Annotated in this window: 13 protein-coding genes, 3 tRNA genes and 2 rRNA genes; 2 read left to right on the top strand and 16 right to left on the bottom strand. The window is 57.0% G+C overall.

The genetic code is table 11. The features are described 5' to 3' along the window. Nucleotides 1–17 precede the first annotated feature (17 nt). Nucleotides 18–353, top strand: coding sequence for a hypothetical protein (locus HMPREF2712_RS02605; RefSeq protein WP_005504118.1), 336 nt, complete (start codon nt 18–20; stop codon nt 351–353). Nucleotides 354–639: 286 nt separating this feature from the next. On the opposite strand, the gene rrf (HMPREF2712_RS02600) is transcribed toward HMPREF2712_RS02605, so the two are convergent. The 16 genes from rrf (HMPREF2712_RS02600) to dnaA all read right to left on the bottom strand — a co-directional run bounded on the left by rrf (HMPREF2712_RS02600) (nt 640) and on the right by dnaA (nt 17,048). Continuing rightward, nucleotides 640–756, bottom strand: a 5S ribosomal RNA gene (rrf, locus tag HMPREF2712_RS02600). 3 nt (nt 757–759) lie between these two features. Further along, nucleotides 760–832 (bottom strand) — tRNA-Ala (locus HMPREF2712_RS02595). Nucleotides 833–923: 91 nt separating this feature from the next. After that, nucleotides 924–2,012, bottom strand: a complete 1,089-nt coding sequence (locus HMPREF2712_RS02590; RefSeq protein ID WP_246828659.1) for an acetamidase — start codon at nt 2,010–2,012, stop codon at nt 924–926. Between the two features lie 317 nt (nt 2,013–2,329). After that, complete coding sequence (locus tag HMPREF2712_RS02585; protein WP_070819200.1) at nt 2,330–2,782, bottom strand: DUF3349 domain-containing protein; 453 nt, start codon at nt 2,780–2,782, stop codon at nt 2,330–2,332. Nucleotides 2,783–2,832: 50 nt separating this feature from the next. Continuing rightward, nucleotides 2,833–3,138 carry a hypothetical protein gene (locus HMPREF2712_RS02580; protein ID WP_005504112.1) on the bottom strand — a complete coding sequence of 102 codons (306 nt, stop codon included), beginning with the start codon at nt 3,136–3,138 and terminating at the stop codon, nt 2,833–2,835. Nucleotides 3,139–3,140: 2 nt separating this feature from the next. Next, entirely contained in the window at nt 3,141–4,370 is a 1,230-nt protein-coding gene (locus HMPREF2712_RS02575; protein ID WP_070687054.1) for an inorganic phosphate transporter, read from the bottom strand. 546 nt (nt 4,371–4,916) lie between these two features. Further along, nucleotides 4,917–5,033, bottom strand: a 5S ribosomal RNA gene (gene rrf / locus HMPREF2712_RS02570). Nucleotides 5,034–5,036: 3 nt separating this feature from the next. Then, nucleotides 5,037–5,109: transfer RNA gene (locus HMPREF2712_RS02565), tRNA-Ala, on the bottom strand. Nucleotides 5,110–5,253: 144 nt separating this feature from the next. Then, a tRNA-Ile gene (locus HMPREF2712_RS02560) sits at nt 5,254–5,327 on the bottom strand. A gap of 200 nt (nt 5,328–5,527) precedes the next feature. Next, nucleotides 5,528–6,124, bottom strand: coding sequence for a DUF3566 domain-containing protein (locus tag HMPREF2712_RS02555; RefSeq protein ID WP_012902635.1), 597 nt, complete (start codon nt 6,122–6,124; stop codon nt 5,528–5,530). Then, nucleotides 6,124–8,754, bottom strand: coding sequence for a DNA gyrase subunit A (gene gyrA / locus HMPREF2712_RS02550; RefSeq protein WP_070819199.1), 2,631 nt, complete (start codon nt 8,752–8,754; stop codon nt 6,124–6,126). The genes HMPREF2712_RS02555 and gyrA overlap by 1 nt, the downstream gene beginning before the upstream one ends. 79 nt (nt 8,755–8,833) lie before the next feature. Further along, nucleotides 8,834–10,870 (bottom strand): DNA topoisomerase (ATP-hydrolyzing) subunit B, encoded by a 2,037-nt coding sequence (gyrB, locus tag HMPREF2712_RS02545; RefSeq protein ID WP_070819198.1) that lies wholly within the window; start codon nt 10,868–10,870, stop codon nt 8,834–8,836. A gap of 446 nt (nt 10,871–11,316) precedes the next feature. Beyond that, nucleotides 11,317–12,012: a DciA family protein gene (locus HMPREF2712_RS02540; protein WP_070819197.1), complete on the bottom strand. Its 696-nt coding sequence runs from the start codon at nt 12,010–12,012 to the stop codon at nt 11,317–11,319. After that, complete coding sequence (gene recF / locus HMPREF2712_RS02535; RefSeq protein WP_070819196.1) at nt 12,005–13,246, bottom strand: DNA replication/repair protein RecF; 1,242 nt, start codon at nt 13,244–13,246, stop codon at nt 12,005–12,007. Before recF ends, HMPREF2712_RS02540 begins: the two co-directional genes overlap by 8 nt. A 192-nt stretch (nt 13,247–13,438) precedes the next feature. Next, the gene (gene dnaN, locus HMPREF2712_RS02530) at nt 13,439–14,563 is read right to left on the bottom strand and encodes a DNA polymerase III subunit beta (RefSeq protein ID WP_049349951.1); all 1,125 of its coding nucleotides are present in this window, start codon (nt 14,561–14,563) and stop codon (nt 13,439–13,441) included. Between the two features lie 787 nt (nt 14,564–15,350). Beyond that, nucleotides 15,351–17,048, bottom strand: a complete 1,698-nt coding sequence (dnaA, locus tag HMPREF2712_RS02525; protein ID WP_070819195.1) for a chromosomal replication initiator protein DnaA — start codon at nt 17,046–17,048, stop codon at nt 15,351–15,353. A 569-nt stretch (nt 17,049–17,617) separates the two neighbouring features. Between dnaA and rpmH the strand changes: the two genes are divergently transcribed. Next, nucleotides 17,618–17,755, top strand: coding sequence for a 50S ribosomal protein L34 (gene rpmH, locus HMPREF2712_RS02520; RefSeq protein WP_005504094.1), 138 nt, complete (start codon nt 17,618–17,620; stop codon nt 17,753–17,755). Nucleotides 17,756–17,799 lie beyond the last annotated feature (44 nt).

The raw sequence follows: 17,799 nt of genomic DNA, 5'->3' as shown, positions 1-17,799 counted from the left end.
CCGATGGAGGTCACCCCATGTTCTGCTGCAAGAAGCGTAAGGCACGCAAGGCTGCTAAGGCTCAGGCTATCGTCTCTTCTCTGGCTGCTGTTGAGTCCGCGCTGGAAGGCAAGACCGCTGAGATGTTCGCTGAGAAGCTGACCGGCAACAAGAAGGCTCTGAAGAAGGCTCGTAAGGCTACCGCGAAGACCGTTCGCGCCGCTGAGAAGGAACTGGCTCGCATTGAGCGTAACGGCGGCAAGCGCCCCCGTAAGGGCCTGGCATTCCTGGGTCTGCTGGTTGCTCTGGGTGTTGCAGGCGCCGCAGCCTACAACGCAGCTCGTCCCGTGGAGGACCCCTGGAAGAACGCATAAGCGTTCCCCGTATCTTCCTTCTCTAGGGCTTTCTGAGGCGCCGCTGGCGGCGTGAGGGAGCGCTTTATGAGAGATAGCCGCCCGCTAGAGTTATACTCTGGCGGGCGGCTATTGTTTGTTCTTTTTTTGGGGGGGGGAGGAAAAGGGGAGAGAGGAGGCGCTAGAGATAGAGCGCTGAATCTCCCCGTGCATATACCCCGGGGTGCACCCTGCGGTATTCACCAGACATACCCGGATATACAAAGAACCCCATGTCTTTCGACATGGGGTTCTCCGTTCAAAAATAAACCGGCGATGACCTACTCTCCCACACCCACAAAAGTGCAGTACCATCGGCGCGAAGAGTCTTAGCTTCTGGGTTCGGAATGGAACCAGGCGTTTCCCTCTTGCTATAATCACCGGAAAGTGGAGGCGAGGGGACTCGAACCCCTAACCCTCTGCTTGCAAAGCAGATGCGCTACCAATTGCGCCACGCCCCCGCGGTGCTCTACTAGTCTATAACACCTTTTGCGGCTTCGCCAAATCCTCAGGCATATTTTTTTAGTTAGACCCATCACATTACTGAGGGGCTTAGGTAATAACCTCACCCGGCACTGTTGCCTCACGCTTCGTCAGAGCCTGCAAGGGGCCGCTCACTTCCTGCAGATATTTACGAACCGCAGTGCGTTGTGCCTCCTTCGCAGACTCCTCCTTCGACTCCGGCCCCTTGAAGCCCAGTTTGAACGCATCCCACTGGCTCGCTGAGGGGTACTTTTCACGGGCATTCCACACCAGCGAGAACGATGCCAGGGTATTCAGCTCCTTCCTCGTGGCGGCCTTCGATAGCACATCAGCCACCGTTGCCACGCGTGAAGACTCGGCAACACTCACCGAAATCTTCGACTGCGCACCCGAGGGCAGGCTCAGCGCCTTCTCCGGAGCCAACTGAATATTCAGATGAATATGCTGTACCCGCTCATTCTTCAAATCCAGCTCAGCCAGCGCACGGAAACGCTTCATCAGGGAATCATAGTTCTCATCAATCACCACAGCATTCAGGCGCAGCTCATCCGCCAGCAGACCTACCTGAGCGTAGCTCACATTAGTCCCCAATGCCGCGTTGGCAGCCAGTACCTTCAGCCACTGCTCTTCCTTCAGGGGCGCTGAATCATTGACACGCAGCGGGCTCACCGGAGCATCCGTAGCGGTGTTAGCAACGTTCTGCGGGTCATTCGCCGAGTCCACGCCACCGTAGGTGACGCTCAGCCGGTGCAAAGAACCGTAGACAGACAGGTTCGTCAGAGCCGTAGCTGCCGCCGCCAAATCGGCCTGCGCCGCCTCCGTAAGGGAGAAAGAACCCACCAGACGCAGGTCCTGTTCACTACGCCCCTTACCCACATAGATACGCCCCAGCGACTCAATCTTCAGGTAGCGGGTATCAATATTCTCGCGAACCAGACGCTCACGGCGTGCCAGCAGCTTCTCGTTTGAAACCACCACCGCCGCATCCTCACCCAACACACCGGTAGCGGCAATCTGCGGCATCGCGGCAAGCACCCCGGCGGCAGCGACCACACCGCCAGTCAGAAGCAAGGAACGGCGAGGCACCACGAGGCGGCGCGCCTGCCCAGCAATAGCCTCTTTAGCGGCATCGACGCGGGTAGAAGGGGTCTTAGCCACAGGGTCCCCAGCGGCAACGGATGCCGCTTCAGAAGAGCCCTGAGAGGCTCCCCGGGTAGAAGTATCGGGAATGTGAGAGCTCTCGGGTTCCAAAGAAGGGGAAGAAGACACAGAATCTCCAGGATGCAGGGCGGGCACAAAGCCCACCAACGGTTTGAGGGGAGTGAAGTCCCTCTAGAATACCGCCCGCACCCATGCACATGCCGACAACCCGCTGCGCATCATTCGAAGGGCATAAAGAAAACCTATGGGGTGGACTCAGTCCACCCCATAGGTCACAAACTTCATGAGAGCTCTCAACTCTCACCGCAGGCTATTTAGTTATCCTGCGCAGTCGTAGCGTTCGGAGCCGGAATATTAGCCGATTCAGCAGCCAACTCAGCAATACGGATCTCGCCGGTCGTCGGATCATCGTAGGTCACGTACTCGGTACCGCCAGCCGTAGGCTCAGCGTCCTCGTTCACGTGGTTCTCCGCAATCAGGAAGCCGTGCGCACCCAGAATCTTAGCGACGCGGTCAATATCCTGCGGGGTCGGGGTATGATCCACCACTCGACGAATGTACTCGTTAATGCGCTGGTCGCTCACGTACGCCTCGCCACGAGCAGCACGAGACTGCATGAGCTGGCGAACAACTTCCTGCAGCTGCTCATCGGTCAGACGCATCTTCAAAATAGCCATCACTGCCGCGCGGTCCTGCACCGGAACATCCTTGGGATACCCGACGCTCAGCCAGTCGATTACTCGAGAGATCATGCTCTTATCAGGCATCGAGCCCCTCCTTCGAAGCAGTCATTATATGCAATTTAGTGTTCACGGGATTAGTGGCCTCCACCGGTTACGCCGAAGATATTCCAGCCGAAAGTGTGGTCGATAAAGTCCTTAGCGACCCAGAGAATACCGATGATTACGATTGCTACGATGATAGCAAAAATGCAGAACGCAGCAATCTTCGCCGCCGTTCCCGGAGGCTCAATTTCAACCAGCTTGCCGTCCGCGGTGTACTCGGTACGACCAGCCAGCATACGCAGACCCAGCGCATAGAGCGCCGGAAGGCCCGCACCAAAGAACAAACCGGCAATCAGCACCGGAATAACCTTGTTCACAATGTCAATCAGATATTCCACGACTACGAACCTGCCTTCCCAGTAGCAAGGGTCTGGGCTTCTGCGGATGCCTCAGCGCTGGTGACTGCAGCGCCTTCCTTTTCATCCCAGTCGCCAGTCACGTTCGAAGCGTCAATGTTGTCCTTCTGGGAATGACGCCACATCAGGAAGCAGAAGACTACCAGCAAAGCGAACACGGTCATTTCGCCAATGAACTGGGTACCGGTCAGAGCATTCAGGCCATGACCAATCAGCCAGGTCAGAGCACCCACAATCGCGGCAGCCGGCAGAGTAATCAGCCAAGCAACCACCATGCGGCCAGCAACAGACCAGCGCACCTCAGCACCCTTACGGCCCAGGCCACTACCCAGAATCGAGCCGGACGCCACGTGAGTGGTCGACAGAGCCATACCGAAGTGGGAGGAAGTCAGAATAATCGCAGCAGATGCACCGTCAGCGGCAACGCCCTGCGGGGTGTCAACCTCAACGATGCCCTTACCGAGGGTGCGGATAATACGCCAACCACCCAGGTAAGTACCCAGCGCAATAGCAAGCGCGCAGGAAGCCTTCACCCAGAAGGGAATCGCGTCATCGTTGCTCAGGGTACCCGAAGCAACCAGAGCCAGGAAGATTACGCCCATGGTCTTCTGCGCATCGTTAGTGCCGTGCGCCAGAGACATCAGGGATGCGGTCGCGACCTGTCCCTTACGGAAGCCGCCGTGCTTGCGATCATCAGCCACCGGAGCAGCGATACGGTAGACCAGCCAAGTGCCGGTTGCCGCCACAATAGCCGCAATGACGGGGGAGAGGACCGCGGGAACAATAATCTTGGACAGAACGCCCATCCACTGCACGCCGTCAAAGCCGATCGCAACAATAGCCGAACCGATCAGGCCACCAAACAGAGCGTGCGACGAGGAGGAGGGAAGACCCAGAAGCCAGGTCAAAACATTCCAGAGGATACCGCCAACCAGGCCGGTAAAGACGATAAGCATCAGCGCCGGGCCGTCTGTTGTTACATCGATACGATCCAGGTTCACGATGCCGCTACCGACCGAACGCGCCACCTCAACAGAGAGGAACGCGCCGACGAGGTTCAGGGACGCAGACAGCGCCACGGCGGTCTTAGGCTTCAGCGCACCGGTGGCGATGGAGGTTGCCATCGCATTACCGGTGTCGTGGAAGCCATTCGTAAAGTCGAAGGCGAGCGCGGTCAGCACCACGATCACGAGAATAATGAGTTCTGTAGTCACAAGAAAATTATCTGTCGGTTTTCGCGAAATCTAAAGTATTCCGAATTAACACGAAATAACAGATAAACCCACGGCATTGAGCGGATTTTTATGAGGGTTTTACTATAGAGCCCATATTTCAGGGGAAACTCTCCCGATATTCCGCGGAAAAAAGGGTGCACCTATCGGAATGCTTAAGTTGGTTTATGTGGCTTATGCGAGAGTGCGGGGGAGAGGGGTGATTATATCCATCAAGAGGCTAAAGTGTGTTCACCAAGTGTTCACTTTCAGGAACCTCCCAGCTTTCTTTTTGTGACACACCTTTATTATTCAGACCTCATTTAGGTCACCGAGCTACCCACACGGGACACCCCTGTGGGTTTTACGGCGCGGGGCTTTCTATAGCGGCGCACGCTTCAGTATCACGAAGAATAAACTCCAGCCGCCAATCTGCAGCGCACACAGTGCGCCAACTTCACAAGACGCCCAGGCTCAATCCATTGATTCACATCAGCAGATATAACAAAAGACCCCGTATCTTTCGATACGGGGTCTTTCTCAAAAATAAACCGGCGATGACCTACTCTCCCACACCCACAAAAGTGCAGTACCATCGGCGCGAAGAGTCTTAGCTTCTGGGTTCGGAATGGAACCAGGCGTTTCCCTCTTGCTATAATCACCGGAAAGTGGAGGCGAGGGGACTCGAACCCCTAACCCTCTGCTTGCAAAGCAGATGCGCTACCAATTGCGCCACGCCCCCGTCTCAGCGGAAACCACTGTTTAGTTATTTTTCCAAGCCTTGACGACTTCATTGCTCTGGTACTTTTTCAGAACCATCACAGTGACACACGAAAGAACAGCAAGAATCAATAATTTCTTCATTATTGCCTTTCATAATGTGGAGTGGGCGTACCAAGAATCGAACTTGGGACCTCTTCGTTATCAGCGAAGCGCTCTAACCGTCTGAGCTATACGCCCTCCTTCTGCGGAATTTCTTCCGTAGAACGAGATATAACTATACAGGTGTTTGCAGGTAACACCAAATCGAAAAAGCATGTTCTGCATCACATTTTAATACCGTGGGTTCCCATGCACGCAAACAGGCGGCATGCAGAACGGGCGGCACCACCTCCATCCAGAGGGGCACCGCCCGCACACAAAGCTCAAAAAGCTACAAACTAGGACTCATCACTCAGAGTCAAGGTCACGCCACCAACCAGCTTCGCAGCCAGGTTGTACAGAATCGCGCCAATCATACCCAGCAGAGTAAAGACCACAGTGTTGACCACAGCAAAAATAGTAGTCACCAAAGCAACCTGACCCAGCGAAATCATCTGCGAAATATCCACAGTGGTCGAACCGGTACCCAGCGAGCTAATCAGCTGGTTCACACCGGTAAACGCACCAGAAGCCTGCAGGAACAGCCAGAGAATCACCGAAGCCACGACGGTCACGATACCCAGGGCAATAGACAGCAGGAAGATCAGCTTAGCAACCGACCACGTATCAACCTTCTGAACCACCAGACGCGCACGACGAATCTTCGAACGCGGCGCCGGACGCACCAGCTGACGGCGCGAACCGGTCGGACGCTTAGCGTTTACAGGGCGCTTGCCGACAGGACGCTTAGCGGTACCGCCAGGACGAGCCTGGCCCGAACGCGCCTGAGCCGGGCGACGCGCGCCAGCCTTAGCCGCACCCGAAGACTTAGATGCACCAGCCGACGCCGAACGCTGTGCCGACGCAGGAGAGGAGCTCGCGGGAGTGCTGCTCATTAGTTACCTCCAGTAGCGGTGAGATCGGCAGCCGCCGCTTCACCCTCGTTGTCCGTACCGGGCGCCTCAGAAGACTCCGAAGCCTCGGTGTTCTCAGTGGTTTCATCGTCGCTATCATCCAGCTGACGATCCTGGTTGCGTGCAACACCAATAATAGAATCGCCCTTACCGGGCTTTGCAAAGATAACACCCATAGTATCGCGTCCCTTCGCAGGAACCTCATTCACGTTAGAACGAACGACCTTGCCGCTGGCCATAACCACCAGCACCTCGTCCTCTTCGTCCACAATGAGGCCACCCACCAGGGCGCCACGATCCTCAACTAGCTTAGCAACCTTAATGCCGAAGCCGTTACGGCCCTGCACGCGGTACTCATCCACGCTCGTACGCTTCGCGTAACCACCCTCAGTGACTACGAAGACGAAGGAGCCCTCAGTAACCACATTCGCAGAAATCAGCTCATCGCCGTCACGGAACTTCATACCGGTCACACCGGAAGTCGAACGACCCATCGGGCGCAACGATGCATCATCAGCATGGAAGCGCAACGACATACCGTTACGCGACACCAGCAGAATATCGTCCTTATCCGAAACGGTGAACGCCGAAACAACCTCATCGCCCTCACGCAGGTTAATCGCAATCAGGCCGGCAGTACGGTTCGTATCGTAATCGCTCAGACGGCTCTTCTTCACCATACCGCCGCGAGTAGCAAGCACCAGGTACTCAGCATCCTCATAGCTCTTCAGCTCCATGACCTGAGCAATATGCTCACCGCCCTGGAACTCCAGCAGGTTCGCAATGTGCTGGCCCTTCGCGTCACGACCGGCTTCCTGCAGCTCGTAACCCTTCGCACGGTACACGCGACCCAGGTTCGTAAAGAACAGAATCCAGCTGTGTGTAGTGGTCACAAAGAAGTGCTCCACCACGTCATCACCGCGCAACGAGGCACCCTTAATGCCCTTACCACCACGGTGCTGGCTACGGTACTGATCACTGCGGGTGCGCTTAATGTAGCCGCCGCGAGTAATCGTCACCACGACCTCCTCCTCGGGGATGAGGTCTTCCATGGACATGTCGCCGTTGTAGCCGTACATAATCTGAGTGCGACGCTCATCGCCGTAGCGGTTCACAATCTCGCCCAGCTCCTCAGAGATAATCTCGCGCTGGCGAGTCTCCGAAGCAATAATCGCGTTGTACTCAGCAATCATGCGCATCAGCTCATCGTGGCGATCCTGAATCTTCTGACGCTCCAGGGCAGCCAGACGACGCAGCTGCATGTTCAGAATTGCCTGAGCCTGAGCCTCATCAATCTGCAGGAACTCCATCAGGCCGCTACGCGCCTCATCAGCGGTGGGGGAGCGGCGAATCAGGGCAATAACCTCATCCAGAGCATCCAGAGCCTTCAGCAGGCCACGCAGGATGTGCGCCTCTTCCTCCGCCTGACGCAGACGGTAACGGGTACGACGAACGATAACGTCCATCTGGTGATCCACCCAGTGACGCACAAACGCATCCAGGGACAGGGTACGCGGCACGCCATCCACAATGGCGAGCATATTCGCGGAGAAGTTCTCCTGCAGCTGGGTGTGCTTGTACAGGTTGTTCAGCACAACCTTCGGGGAAGCATCACGCTTGAGCACAATCACCAGACGCTGACCGGTACGACCCGAAGTCTCATCGCGCAAATCCGCGATGCCGGTGACCTTACCGTCCTTGATGAGCTCAGCAATCTTAATCGCCAGGTTATCCGGGTTCGCCTGGTACGGCAGCTCGGTAACCACCAGGCAGGTACGACCGTGGATTTCTTCCACATTGACCACCGCGCGCATGGTGATAGAGCCGCGGCCAGTACGGTACGCATCCTCAATACCCTTAGTACCCAGAATCTGTGCACCGGTCGGGAAGTCGGGGCCCTTAATGCGCGCCATCAGAGCGTTCAGCAGCTCCTCATTGGTGGCGTGCGGGTTCTTCAGGAACCACTCCACACCCTCAGCAACCTCACGCAGGTTATGCGGCGGAATATTGGTCGCCATACCCACAGCAATACCCGAAGAACCGTTGACCAGCAGGTTCGGGATGCGTGCGGGCAGAACGGTAGGCTCCAGGGACTTGCCGTCGTAGTTGGGCTGGAAATCAACAGTGTCTTCGTTGATGTCACGCACCATCTCAAGGGCAATGGGAGCCATCTTGGTCTCGGTGTATCGAGGCGCTGCAGCACCGTCGTTACCGGGGGAGCCGAAGTTACCCTGCCCCAGAGCCAGCGGGTAACGCATAATCCAGCTCTGAATCAGGCGCACCAGAGTGTCGTAGATAGCGCTATCACCGTGGGGGTGGAACTGACCCATCACGTCGCCGACCACGCGGGCGCACTTATTGAAGGATCGGTCCGGGCGGTAGCCGCCGTCGTACATCGCGTAGATTACGCGGCGGTGCACGGGCTTGAGGCCGTCACGCACATCCGGCAGGGCGCGGCCAATAATAACCGCCATTGCGTAGTCCAGGTAGGAACGCTGCATTTCAGTCTGCAGGTCCACCTGTTCAATGTGACCGTGGTGGTCTACGCTTTCAGCGCCACCGTTGCTGACTACGTCAACCTCAGCGGATTTATTCTGCTGTTCTTCGCTCATTACTTTCTCATTCCTCAATGACTCGCTCGGCTATATAGCTCATTTGACATATTCCATACGGGACATATGTCGTTTCATGCTAGATATCGAGGAATCGAATGTCCTTTGCGTTCTGCTGGATAAACTCACGGCGAGCCTCAACGTCCTCGCCCATCAGAACAGAGAAGATCTGGTCAGCCGCTGCTGCATCTTCCATCTTCACCTGAAGCAGGGTGCGGCGAGCCGGATCCATGGTGGTATCCCACAGCTCGGTGTAGTCCATCTCGCCCAGACCCTTGTAACGCTGAATGCCGTTGTCCTTAGGCAGGCGCAGGTTCTTCGCCGCACCACGAGCCAGAGCCTCATCACGCTCAGCATCCGAGTACACGTAGTCGTGCGGAGCGTTCGACCACTTGATGCGGTACAGCGGCGGCTGAGCCAGGTACACGTAGCCAGCCTCAATCAGCGGACGCATAAAGCGGAAGAGCAGGGTCAGCAGCAGAGTCGTAATATGCTGGCCGTCGACGTCCGCATCCGCCATCAGAACAATCTTGTGGTAGCGCGCCTTCTCAATATCGAAGTCATCACCAATGCCGGTGCCGAAAGCGGTAATCATCGCCTGAATCTCGGCGTTGGAGAGAGCACGGTCCAGGCGAGCGCGCTCGACGTTCAGGATCTTACCGCGCAACGGCAGAATAGCCTGGGTGTTCGGGTCACGACCCTGAACAGCCGAACCACCCGCAGAGTCACCCTCCACCAGGTAAATCTCAGAGATCGACGGATCCTTCGAGGAGCAGTCCTTGAGCTTACCGGGCATGGAGCTGGTCTCCAGCAGGCCCTTACGGCGGGTCGTCTCGCGTGCCTTACGGGCTGCAATACGCGCCTGAGCGGCGGTAATCGCGCGGCGAACAATATCCTTCGCCACCGCGGGGTTACGCCCGAACCAGTCGCCGAGGTGATCGTTCACCTCACGCTGGGTGAAGGACTTAGCCTCCGAGTTACCCAGCTTAGTCTTGGTCTGACCCTCGAACTGCGGCTCAGAAATCTTAATCGAAATCACCGCGGTCAGGCCCTCACGCACGTCTTCACCGGTGAGGTTATCGTCCTTATCGCGTAGCAGCTTGTTCTCACGCGCGTAACGGTTCACCAACGAGGTCAGAGCGGCACGGAAACCCTCTTCGTGGGTACCGCCCTCGTGGGTGTTAATCGTGTTCGCGTACGAGTAGACGGATTCCTTGTAGGCACCGGTCCACTGCATCGCCACTTCCAGGCTCATATTGCGCTCAGTGTCTTCGGCTTCGAAGGAGACAATCTCCTCGTTCACAATGGTCTTCGCGCCTGCGTTGAGGAAGTGTACGTAGTCGAACAGACCGTTGTCGTAACGGTAGGTGACGGTCATGAAACCATCAGCGTTCGCGCGCACGCGGTTGAGGATGTTTTCCTTCTTCTCGCTCTCTTCAGCAACCTCGTCACCGACGAACTTCTCGCGCTCATCGGTCAGGGTGATGGTCAGGCCCTTGTTCAGGAACGCCATCTGCTGGAAACGGGCGCGCAGAGTCTCAAAGTCGAACTCGACGGTCTCGAAAATCTCTGGGTCCGGGTAGAAAGTCTGAATGGTACCGGTCTTATCGGACGGTTCACCCTTGCGCAGGGGACTATCCGGCACACCACCGTTGGAGAAGGAAATATGCCATGCGTAGCCCTGGCGGTGCACCTCGGTAATCACGCGGGTGGACAGCGCGTTCACCACGGAGATACCCACACCGTGCAGACCACCGGAAACGGAGTAGCCGCCACCGCCGAACTTACCGCCAGCGTGCAGCACGGTCATGACAACCTCAACGGTGGACTTGTGCTCGGTGGGGTGCTCATCCACGGGAATACCGCGGCCGTCATCCTCTACGCGGACGGAGCCATCAGCCTGGATGGTCACGTCAATTTTGGAGGCGTAGCCGGCGAGCGCTTCGTCGACCGAGTTATCTACAACCTCGTAGACCAGGTGGTGCAGACCGCGCTCAGTGGTCGAGCCAATGTACATGCCGGGGCGCTTACGAACCGCTTCCAGACCTTCCAGCACGGTAATATCGGATGCACCGTATTCATGCTGCTGTTCAGATGCATTCTGTTCAGATGCCACGAGGCAGAACTCCTTGAGTAGATGATGCAACCGGCGAAGGAAAGCTACGGGCAGCCAAGAGCGGAGCCTAGAACACCTCACAGAGGGCACAAGAAAGTGCCTGCACAACCCGCGGTGCCGGTGGTACCCATAGGTGGGCACACTTTACGCATTGTCTCTTTTATTTTACCGAGCAAGAGAGCATAAAACCATCTACAAGCGTCACATATTGAGCTTTTTTGGGCACTACCACCCGCTCAAAAGCCCGCTAAGGCGGTTTAGAGTGCCTCAACCCCCTTTTGAGGTAGGGGATACGGTTCACCACTTCGTGGGGATTGCCGGCGATTCTAAAGCTTTCATAGCGTGCAGAAAATCATGAGGAGCAGAAAAGGGGCACGTTTTATGCAACGTGCCCCAAAATCTCAGTTTTCCCGTCAAAGGTGCTGCAAAGCGGTAACATGATACGCCTACCCGTAGGTGTCGCGTACCCCGCGCATACCGGTGGCACGCCGATAGCCTCGCTGATTCCAGCGTCCGTTGTTCGGACCCAGCACGCGAACCTGAGTCACGACACCATCACCCAGTTCACGGCGGAAAAGTTCGATGAGGTGCCCGTGCATCAGGCGCAACTGAGTCGTCCAGGCGGTAGAGTCGCACTGGACTTCAACAATGGAATTTTCGAAGCTGATGGGGCGGGTGTGCGCCGCAATTTCAGGGCCCACGAGCTCAGCCCAGCGAGCCAGCACGCTAGAGACCGCCACGGGCTCTTTCCAGCCGCGAGAACGGATCAGAGCGCTGACGATGCCGCCAAGGGGTTTGGGATCACGAGAACTCTCTCCGGGGCCGCTATAGCCGCCCATCACGCGGGGGTCCCAGCCCTGCGCTCGCCGTGATTTCTTCTTCGAGGCGGTTCCAGACATGACCGCACCGAAGTCACGCATGATTTTGTTCGCAGAGAAGGCATTGAGGGGCGCCTCGCCGCGCTCTTGAGCCGCCACTCGCATGCGGGTCAGCAGGGCGGAGGGGGCATCCACCTCGTCACGGTAGAACTCACCCACGCCGTCAACCTCGCGCGGGTTTTGATGCTCCGCAAACTGCGGTTCCGCGAATTCACCGAATGTTTCACGTGAAACATGGTTTTGAGGGTAGACGGGATTACTCATCGCCGCCACCTTCCGCGAGCGCAGAAGCGGTCGAGCTCGACTGCCCCGCAGAGCCAGTGACAGAGTCGGCAGCAGGCTGCACATACTCGGCGCGCCCCGCCGTCACCGACACTAGGCGGTAGTCGCCCAGCTCCTCCGGAATATCGCTGAGCACCGCGCAGGTAATCAACACCTGCTCCGCGTCGGCAATCATCGCACCCAGGCGGTGGCGGCGCGCAGAATCAAGCTCCGCGAACACATCATCAAGAATCAGAATCGGCGAAGAACCCGCCGAGGAATCATCCTCAACATGCACGAACCAGGACGCCAGTTTCAGCGCCAGCGCAAAAGACCAGCTCTCGCCGTGCGAGGCAAAATGCTTCACCGGCATGCCACCGAGCAACAGGGTAATATCCTCACGATGCGGACCCACCAAAGTCACGCCGCGCTCAATCTCATCGCGCCGACGCTCCGCAAAACCGCGCATCAAAGCCTCCTTGAGGTCCTCAATGCGCATCAGCGCCGCATGCTCGATAGAGCGTTCACCCATGCTCGAAAAAACAGTCGACTCATAATTGAAACCGACCTCTTTAGAGCCATCCGTCAGCCCCGCGTAGGCGCGGCGAAGCTGCGGCAAAAAACGCTGCAACAAACGAAAACGCGCAGAAAGCAGCTGAGCACCCAGAGTCGACAGCTGCTCATCCCATACCGAGAGCGTGCTCAAGGCGTTCTCGTCCCGAGCCTTACGCTGCATGGATTTCAGCAACGAATTACGCTGCCGCAAAATCCGCTCATACTCGCTACGGTACCCGGAAACCACCGGACGCAAAGAGCTCGCCAAATCGTCCACAAAACGACGACGACCGGCGGGATCCCCCTTCACCAATTGCAGATCCTCCGGGGAAAACAGCACCGTGCGGGCAATACCCAGCGCTTCCTTGGCGCGCACCGGCGCGGCACGATTAATGCGCACCCGGTTACTCTGCCCCGGAGCAATCTCAAACTCGGTCACCGTCTGCTGCGAACCGCGCACCGTACGGGTGCGAATATAGGCGCGTGAAGCACCCGCCCGAACCAGCGGCCCGTCATGGCTCACTCGGTGCGAAGAGAGCGACGCCGCATAGTCAATCGCCTCAACAATATTGGTTTTACCCACACCATTCGACCCCAGAAACACCGTAACTCCCGCCGAAAGAGGCAGGCTCAGCAGAGCGTACGTGCGGTAATCCAACAACGAAATATGGTCGATATACACCGGAGCAGCTCCTTTCACGGGGTTTCACATACGGGGTCGCAGGGGTTCACAGCGCCAGCTGGCGGGCACAGTGCGCGGGCCAAAATACTGTGGTTTTTCCGCACGGATGAGCGCAGAAAAAAACAGCGCAACCCCGCACATACCCACGATGCATAGGGCACCGAAAGACGTGCGGGGCGGCAAACACTGAAACTAGTTCGACGGCAGGCGAACCGGCATCAGCAGGTAACGGTAGTTGCGGTCGTCTTCAGCCAGCGGCTCGTCCTGACCGGAAATCACGGCGGGCTTCGGCGCATCGGTGAAGGAGAAACGAACGAACTCAGTACCGAAAACCTTCAAACCGTCCGAAAGGTAGGCGGGGTTGTATGCAACGGTGATGTCATCACCGGACAGGTGCGCCTGCAGAGTCTCGGAAGCCTGAGCCTCATCCCCGCGGCCGGCGTCAATAGCGACCGATCCCTGAGTGAACTTCAGACGCAGGGGAGTGTTGCGCTCCGCCACGAGGGAGATACGGCGAGCAGCCTCAGCCAGGTCGGAGGTGCGAACCACCGCGTGAATCGGGGTCTGCTCGGGGAACAGGGCACGGATGTTGGGGTAGTCGCCGTCCATCAGGACGCTGGTGGTGCGGCGGGTACCCGCTGCGAAGCCGATCAGCTCACCGGCGGCGGGCAGGGCGATAGACAGTTCACCGGAACCGGAGAGGGTGCTACCGACCTCAGAGACGGTCTTAGCCTTCAGCAGCACAGCCGCCTGAACATCGGGGTTACGCGGGTTCCATTTAATCTCGCGCATTGCCAGGCGGTAGCGGTCGGTGGCGAGCAGGGTCATGGTGTCGCCATTGATTTCAACGCGGATACCGGTCAGCAGCGGCAGGGTCTCATCCTTGGACACCGCAATCTGAACCTGCTTGACGGCTTCAGCGAATTCGGCACCGTCCACGGTACCGGAAATTTCGGGAAGCTCAGGAAGCTCGGGGTAGTCCACGACCGGCATACCAGCCAGCTGGAAGTTAGCGGAACGGCAGTGAATACGAATCACGGACTCATCTGCGGTGAACTCGACGGGTGCGTTCGGCAGGGAGCGGCAAATTTCTGCCAGGATCTTGCCGGGAACCAGGCAAACGCCTTCTGCTTCAACATCGGCTGCAATGACCTGGCGGGCGCTGGTCTCGTGATCGAAGCTTGCGATGCTGACCTCACCTGCGGAGGCGGTAATCAGCAGACCGTTGAGTACGGGGGAGGTGGGACGCAGCGGAAGTGAGCGTGCCGTCCAGCCGACTGCTTCGGCAAGGACATCGCGTTCAACGGTGAATTTCATCGAGAAGGCGCCTTTCACGGAAATAGAGAATAGTCTTTGGGCGCACGTAAAGCTTTGGACGATAGAGCCGGAAATACCGCGTGCTCTGATGCGCAGTGAATCTTCCGCGCGCGCGTCTATCCATCCTACCGGATTTTGTAATTACACAGAGACTCGAAGGTCGATCCTGCAGCGAAAAATCGGGTGAGATGAGGCATGTGCGGCCGCTGTATTTTTGTAATTACAAAGATAGGCGGAAGGTGCATCAAATTCAGTCGAAAACAGGTTCGAATTAGGTGGTGGTTCGGTGTTGGTTTCTTCTTCAAATCCAACCCAAAAGATAGCGTGCAGCTCTCGATCCAAATCCGCGAAAATCTACGTTTTCAGTAGGGGCACACAGAAAAATCTGAACCAGACCGGCTGATCGAGCAGAACTACTTGTTATGGGGAGGATTTTTTCTTTAAGTACAGTAGTATTGTTAACGCTTGTGGAAACGGTGGAAAACCCCTTCCTTGCCTACAATGACGCGGAAGTAGCCTGTGGACATTAAGTGGAAGAATCCACTCGATGCTGAGGATGTATTGTGTATGGATATTTATACATTTCCTCGATTCCACACTTTTTGAATATTCATGCACGTAACATCCACACGAACGCATGAGTTAAAGCACAGCTTATCCACACCCCGAAAATCCAGTGTTGAGAGTCGCTAAAATCCTCGAATCTAGCCTGAAATCCCCGCCCCGAAGCCTATAAAACACCTAGTCGAGGCACAAAATAAGCTACGGGACAGGGGCAAAAACACATCTAGCCGGCGGCGCGCTGCTCCTGGCGGATCAAATTCGTCAGTTCAGTCACCTGATTGAAAATCGTCTGACGCTCAGCCATTTGCGCGCTCACCTTACGCACCGCATGCATCACCGTCGTATGATCGCGGCCGCCCAAATCGTTACCAATACGCGGCAGAGACATCTCGGTCAGCTCACGCAGAAGATACATCGCCACCTGACGCGCATTCGTGAGCGTACGGGTGCGAGACTTCGACTGCATATCCTCAATGGACACATCAAAATACTTCGCCACCGTCGCCAAAACCAGCGCCGACGTAATCTCCGCACCACCGGTATCAGAGAGCAAATCCTTCAGATAGGTCTCAGCCTCAGCCAGGGTAATGGGCTCCGGCGGCTTCTTCATCGAGGCGGCAGCGCTCGCACGAATCAGAGCGCCCTCCAACTCACGAATATTGGCCGTGACATGGGAAGCAATGTACTCCATGACGTCATCGCGCACCGGCAAAATCTCGTTCTGAGCCTTCTTCCGCAGAATCGCGATACGAGTCTCCAGCTCCGGAGGCTGCACATCCACGTTCAGACCCGAACCGAAACGCGAACGCATACGCTCAGCAAAACCGGTCAGCTGCTTCGGCGGCAAATCAGAGGTAATCACAATCTGCTTCTGGTGGTTGTACAGAGCGTTAAACGTATGGAAAAACTCCTCCATCGTCGCCTCTTTACCCGCCAAAAACTGGATATCGTCGATCAGCAGAACGTCAACATTGCGGTAAATCTGCTTGAACGACGAACCCTCATCGTCACGAATCGAGTTAATGAAGTCATTCGTGAACTCCTCAGAATTCACGTAGCGCACTCGCAGATTCGGGTACAGGTACTTGGTGTAGTGGCCGATCGCGTGAAGCAGGTGGGTCTTGCCCAGACCCGAACCGCCGTAGATGAACAGCGGGTTGTAGACAATGCCGGGTTGCTCCGCCACCGCGAAAGCGCTCGCGTGCGCAAAGCGGTTGGACTGACCAATCACGAAAGTGTCGAAGGTGTAGTTCGGGTTCAGACGGGCAGAGCTATCCCAAGTCGGCGCGTTTTCCGGGTCTTCATGCGGATGCACCTGCTGAGACTCCGGCGTTGCCGGGGTGTCCGGTACAAAAGTAGGTGCCGGGTATTCGCGAGGCGCCGGCGCGCCCGCAACAGGAGCCGCCGGCTGCTGTGCGGAGGGGAACCCGGCACGCTCCGCCTCCAAAGCCTGCAGGGAGGGGCGGGTGACCTGCTCATCGGCGGGCACTTCGTAATGGTCGGGGCCCGGATGCGGCTCGGTGTAGTACTCAAAAGCGCGCGAACCGGCGGGTGCCTCGGGATGCGCAGAAGCCGTCGGGACCGAAGGGGCGGGCTGGTGCTCGACAGGCACCTCACGCTCACCATGGAAAACGTCCTGACTTGCAGGTTCAACCGGAATCATCGACTCATTCACATCGAAAAGCGCGGTAGTCGACGGGCCAAATGCCTCGTGCAGAGCCGCACGGAACGAAGCGCTAATCTGCTCCTCAAAGACCGCACGGGTGAGCTTATTCGGCACCTCAATGATGAGGCGAGAAGAACCCATCAATCCCTGAGGCTGCGCAAGATTCACGAAACCGCGCTGACGTGCCGTCACCGCCGGATCGGCGGCAAGAATGGAGAGCAGATGCGCCCAGCGCGCCTGAAGGGAGTCGGTCATGGAATTCTTTACTTTCACTCGATGTGAAGCGGTGGTGCAGTAAAGAAATCATGCCGGAAACCACCGCGAGGTCATTAAGATTCTACCCGCTTAATGCACAGGGGGAGAAAGTTATCCACAAGAGTTTTCCACACGGTGGAAAACTTGTAATTACAGAGGTGGATAAGCGGTGGATTTAAGTGCATAACAGGTCTTCTTCCCTGATATTTAGCGGAAAACTCCAAAAGCTCAAGGGTGTGGATAACTCGCCGATAGTAGGGGGTTTGGGTGGGATATGCACCGTGGTGGATATCCTGCTGCTGTAAATATCCCCAGGTTTACACTCCAGGGGTGTGTAGTATCTCCACAGCCTGTACACCCGCCGCGATCACCGCCTCCTCACTGCAAACGAGCCCGGAATCACGCGGAAAAAAGCGTCAAGAACTTGATTTACGCCCTCCACTCTTCTAAAGTTGTGCTGTTGTGTGTGCACCGCCTACTGCGAATAGTCGCGGTACCTCCGTGCACCAAGAAGCGTACGGTTCCGATACCCGTGAGGGCACGAACCGCAAAAATCAAGGAGATAAAGTATGAGCAAGCGTACTTTCCAGCCGAACAACCGCCGTCGCGCTAAGAAGCACGGCTTCCGTCTGCGTATGCGTACCCGTGCAGGCCGCGCGATTCTGTCGAGCCGCCGCGGTAAGGGCCGCGCAAAGCTCTCGGCCTAATCACGGCATATAGTTCGCCCGCCGATGCGTGTGCATCGGCGGGG

Source organism: Rothia sp. HMSC064F07, assembly GCF_001837265.1.
GTDB classification, from domain to species: Bacteria; Actinomycetota; Actinomycetes; order Actinomycetales; family Micrococcaceae; genus Rothia; species Rothia mucilaginosa.
The sequence above is the reverse complement of the archived record's forward strand: the minus strand, read 5'-3'. Positions and strand labels throughout refer to the sequence as shown.

Bases quoted from the DNA above. Each gene is read 5' to 3' on its own strand.
- HMPREF2712_RS02605 (WP_005504118.1), top strand. From the start codon at position 18: ATGTTCTGCTGCAAGAAGCGTAAGGCACGCAAGGCTGCTAAGGCTCAG.
- HMPREF2712_RS02585 (WP_070819200.1), bottom strand. From the start codon at position 2,782: ATGCCTGATAAGAGCATGATCTCTCGAGTAATCGACTGGCTGAGCGTC.
- HMPREF2712_RS02555 (WP_012902635.1), bottom strand. From the start codon at position 6,124: ATGAGCAGCACTCCCGCGAGCTCCTCTCCTGCGTCGGCACAGCGTTCG.
- gyrA (WP_070819199.1), bottom strand. From the start codon at position 8,754: ATGAGCGAAGAACAGCAGAATAAATCCGCTGAGGTTGACGTAGTCAGC.
- HMPREF2712_RS02540 (WP_070819197.1), bottom strand. From the start codon at position 12,012: ATGAGTAATCCCGTCTACCCTCAAAACCATGTTTCACGTGAAACATTC.
- dnaN (WP_049349951.1), bottom strand. From the start codon at position 14,563: ATGAAATTCACCGTTGAACGCGATGTCCTTGCCGAAGCAGTCGGCTGG.
- dnaA (WP_070819195.1), bottom strand. From the start codon at position 17,048: ATGACCGACTCCCTTCAGGCGCGCTGGGCGCATCTGCTCTCCATTCTT.
- rpmH (WP_005504094.1), top strand. From the start codon at position 17,618: ATGAGCAAGCGTACTTTCCAGCCGAACAACCGCCGTCGCGCTAAGAAG.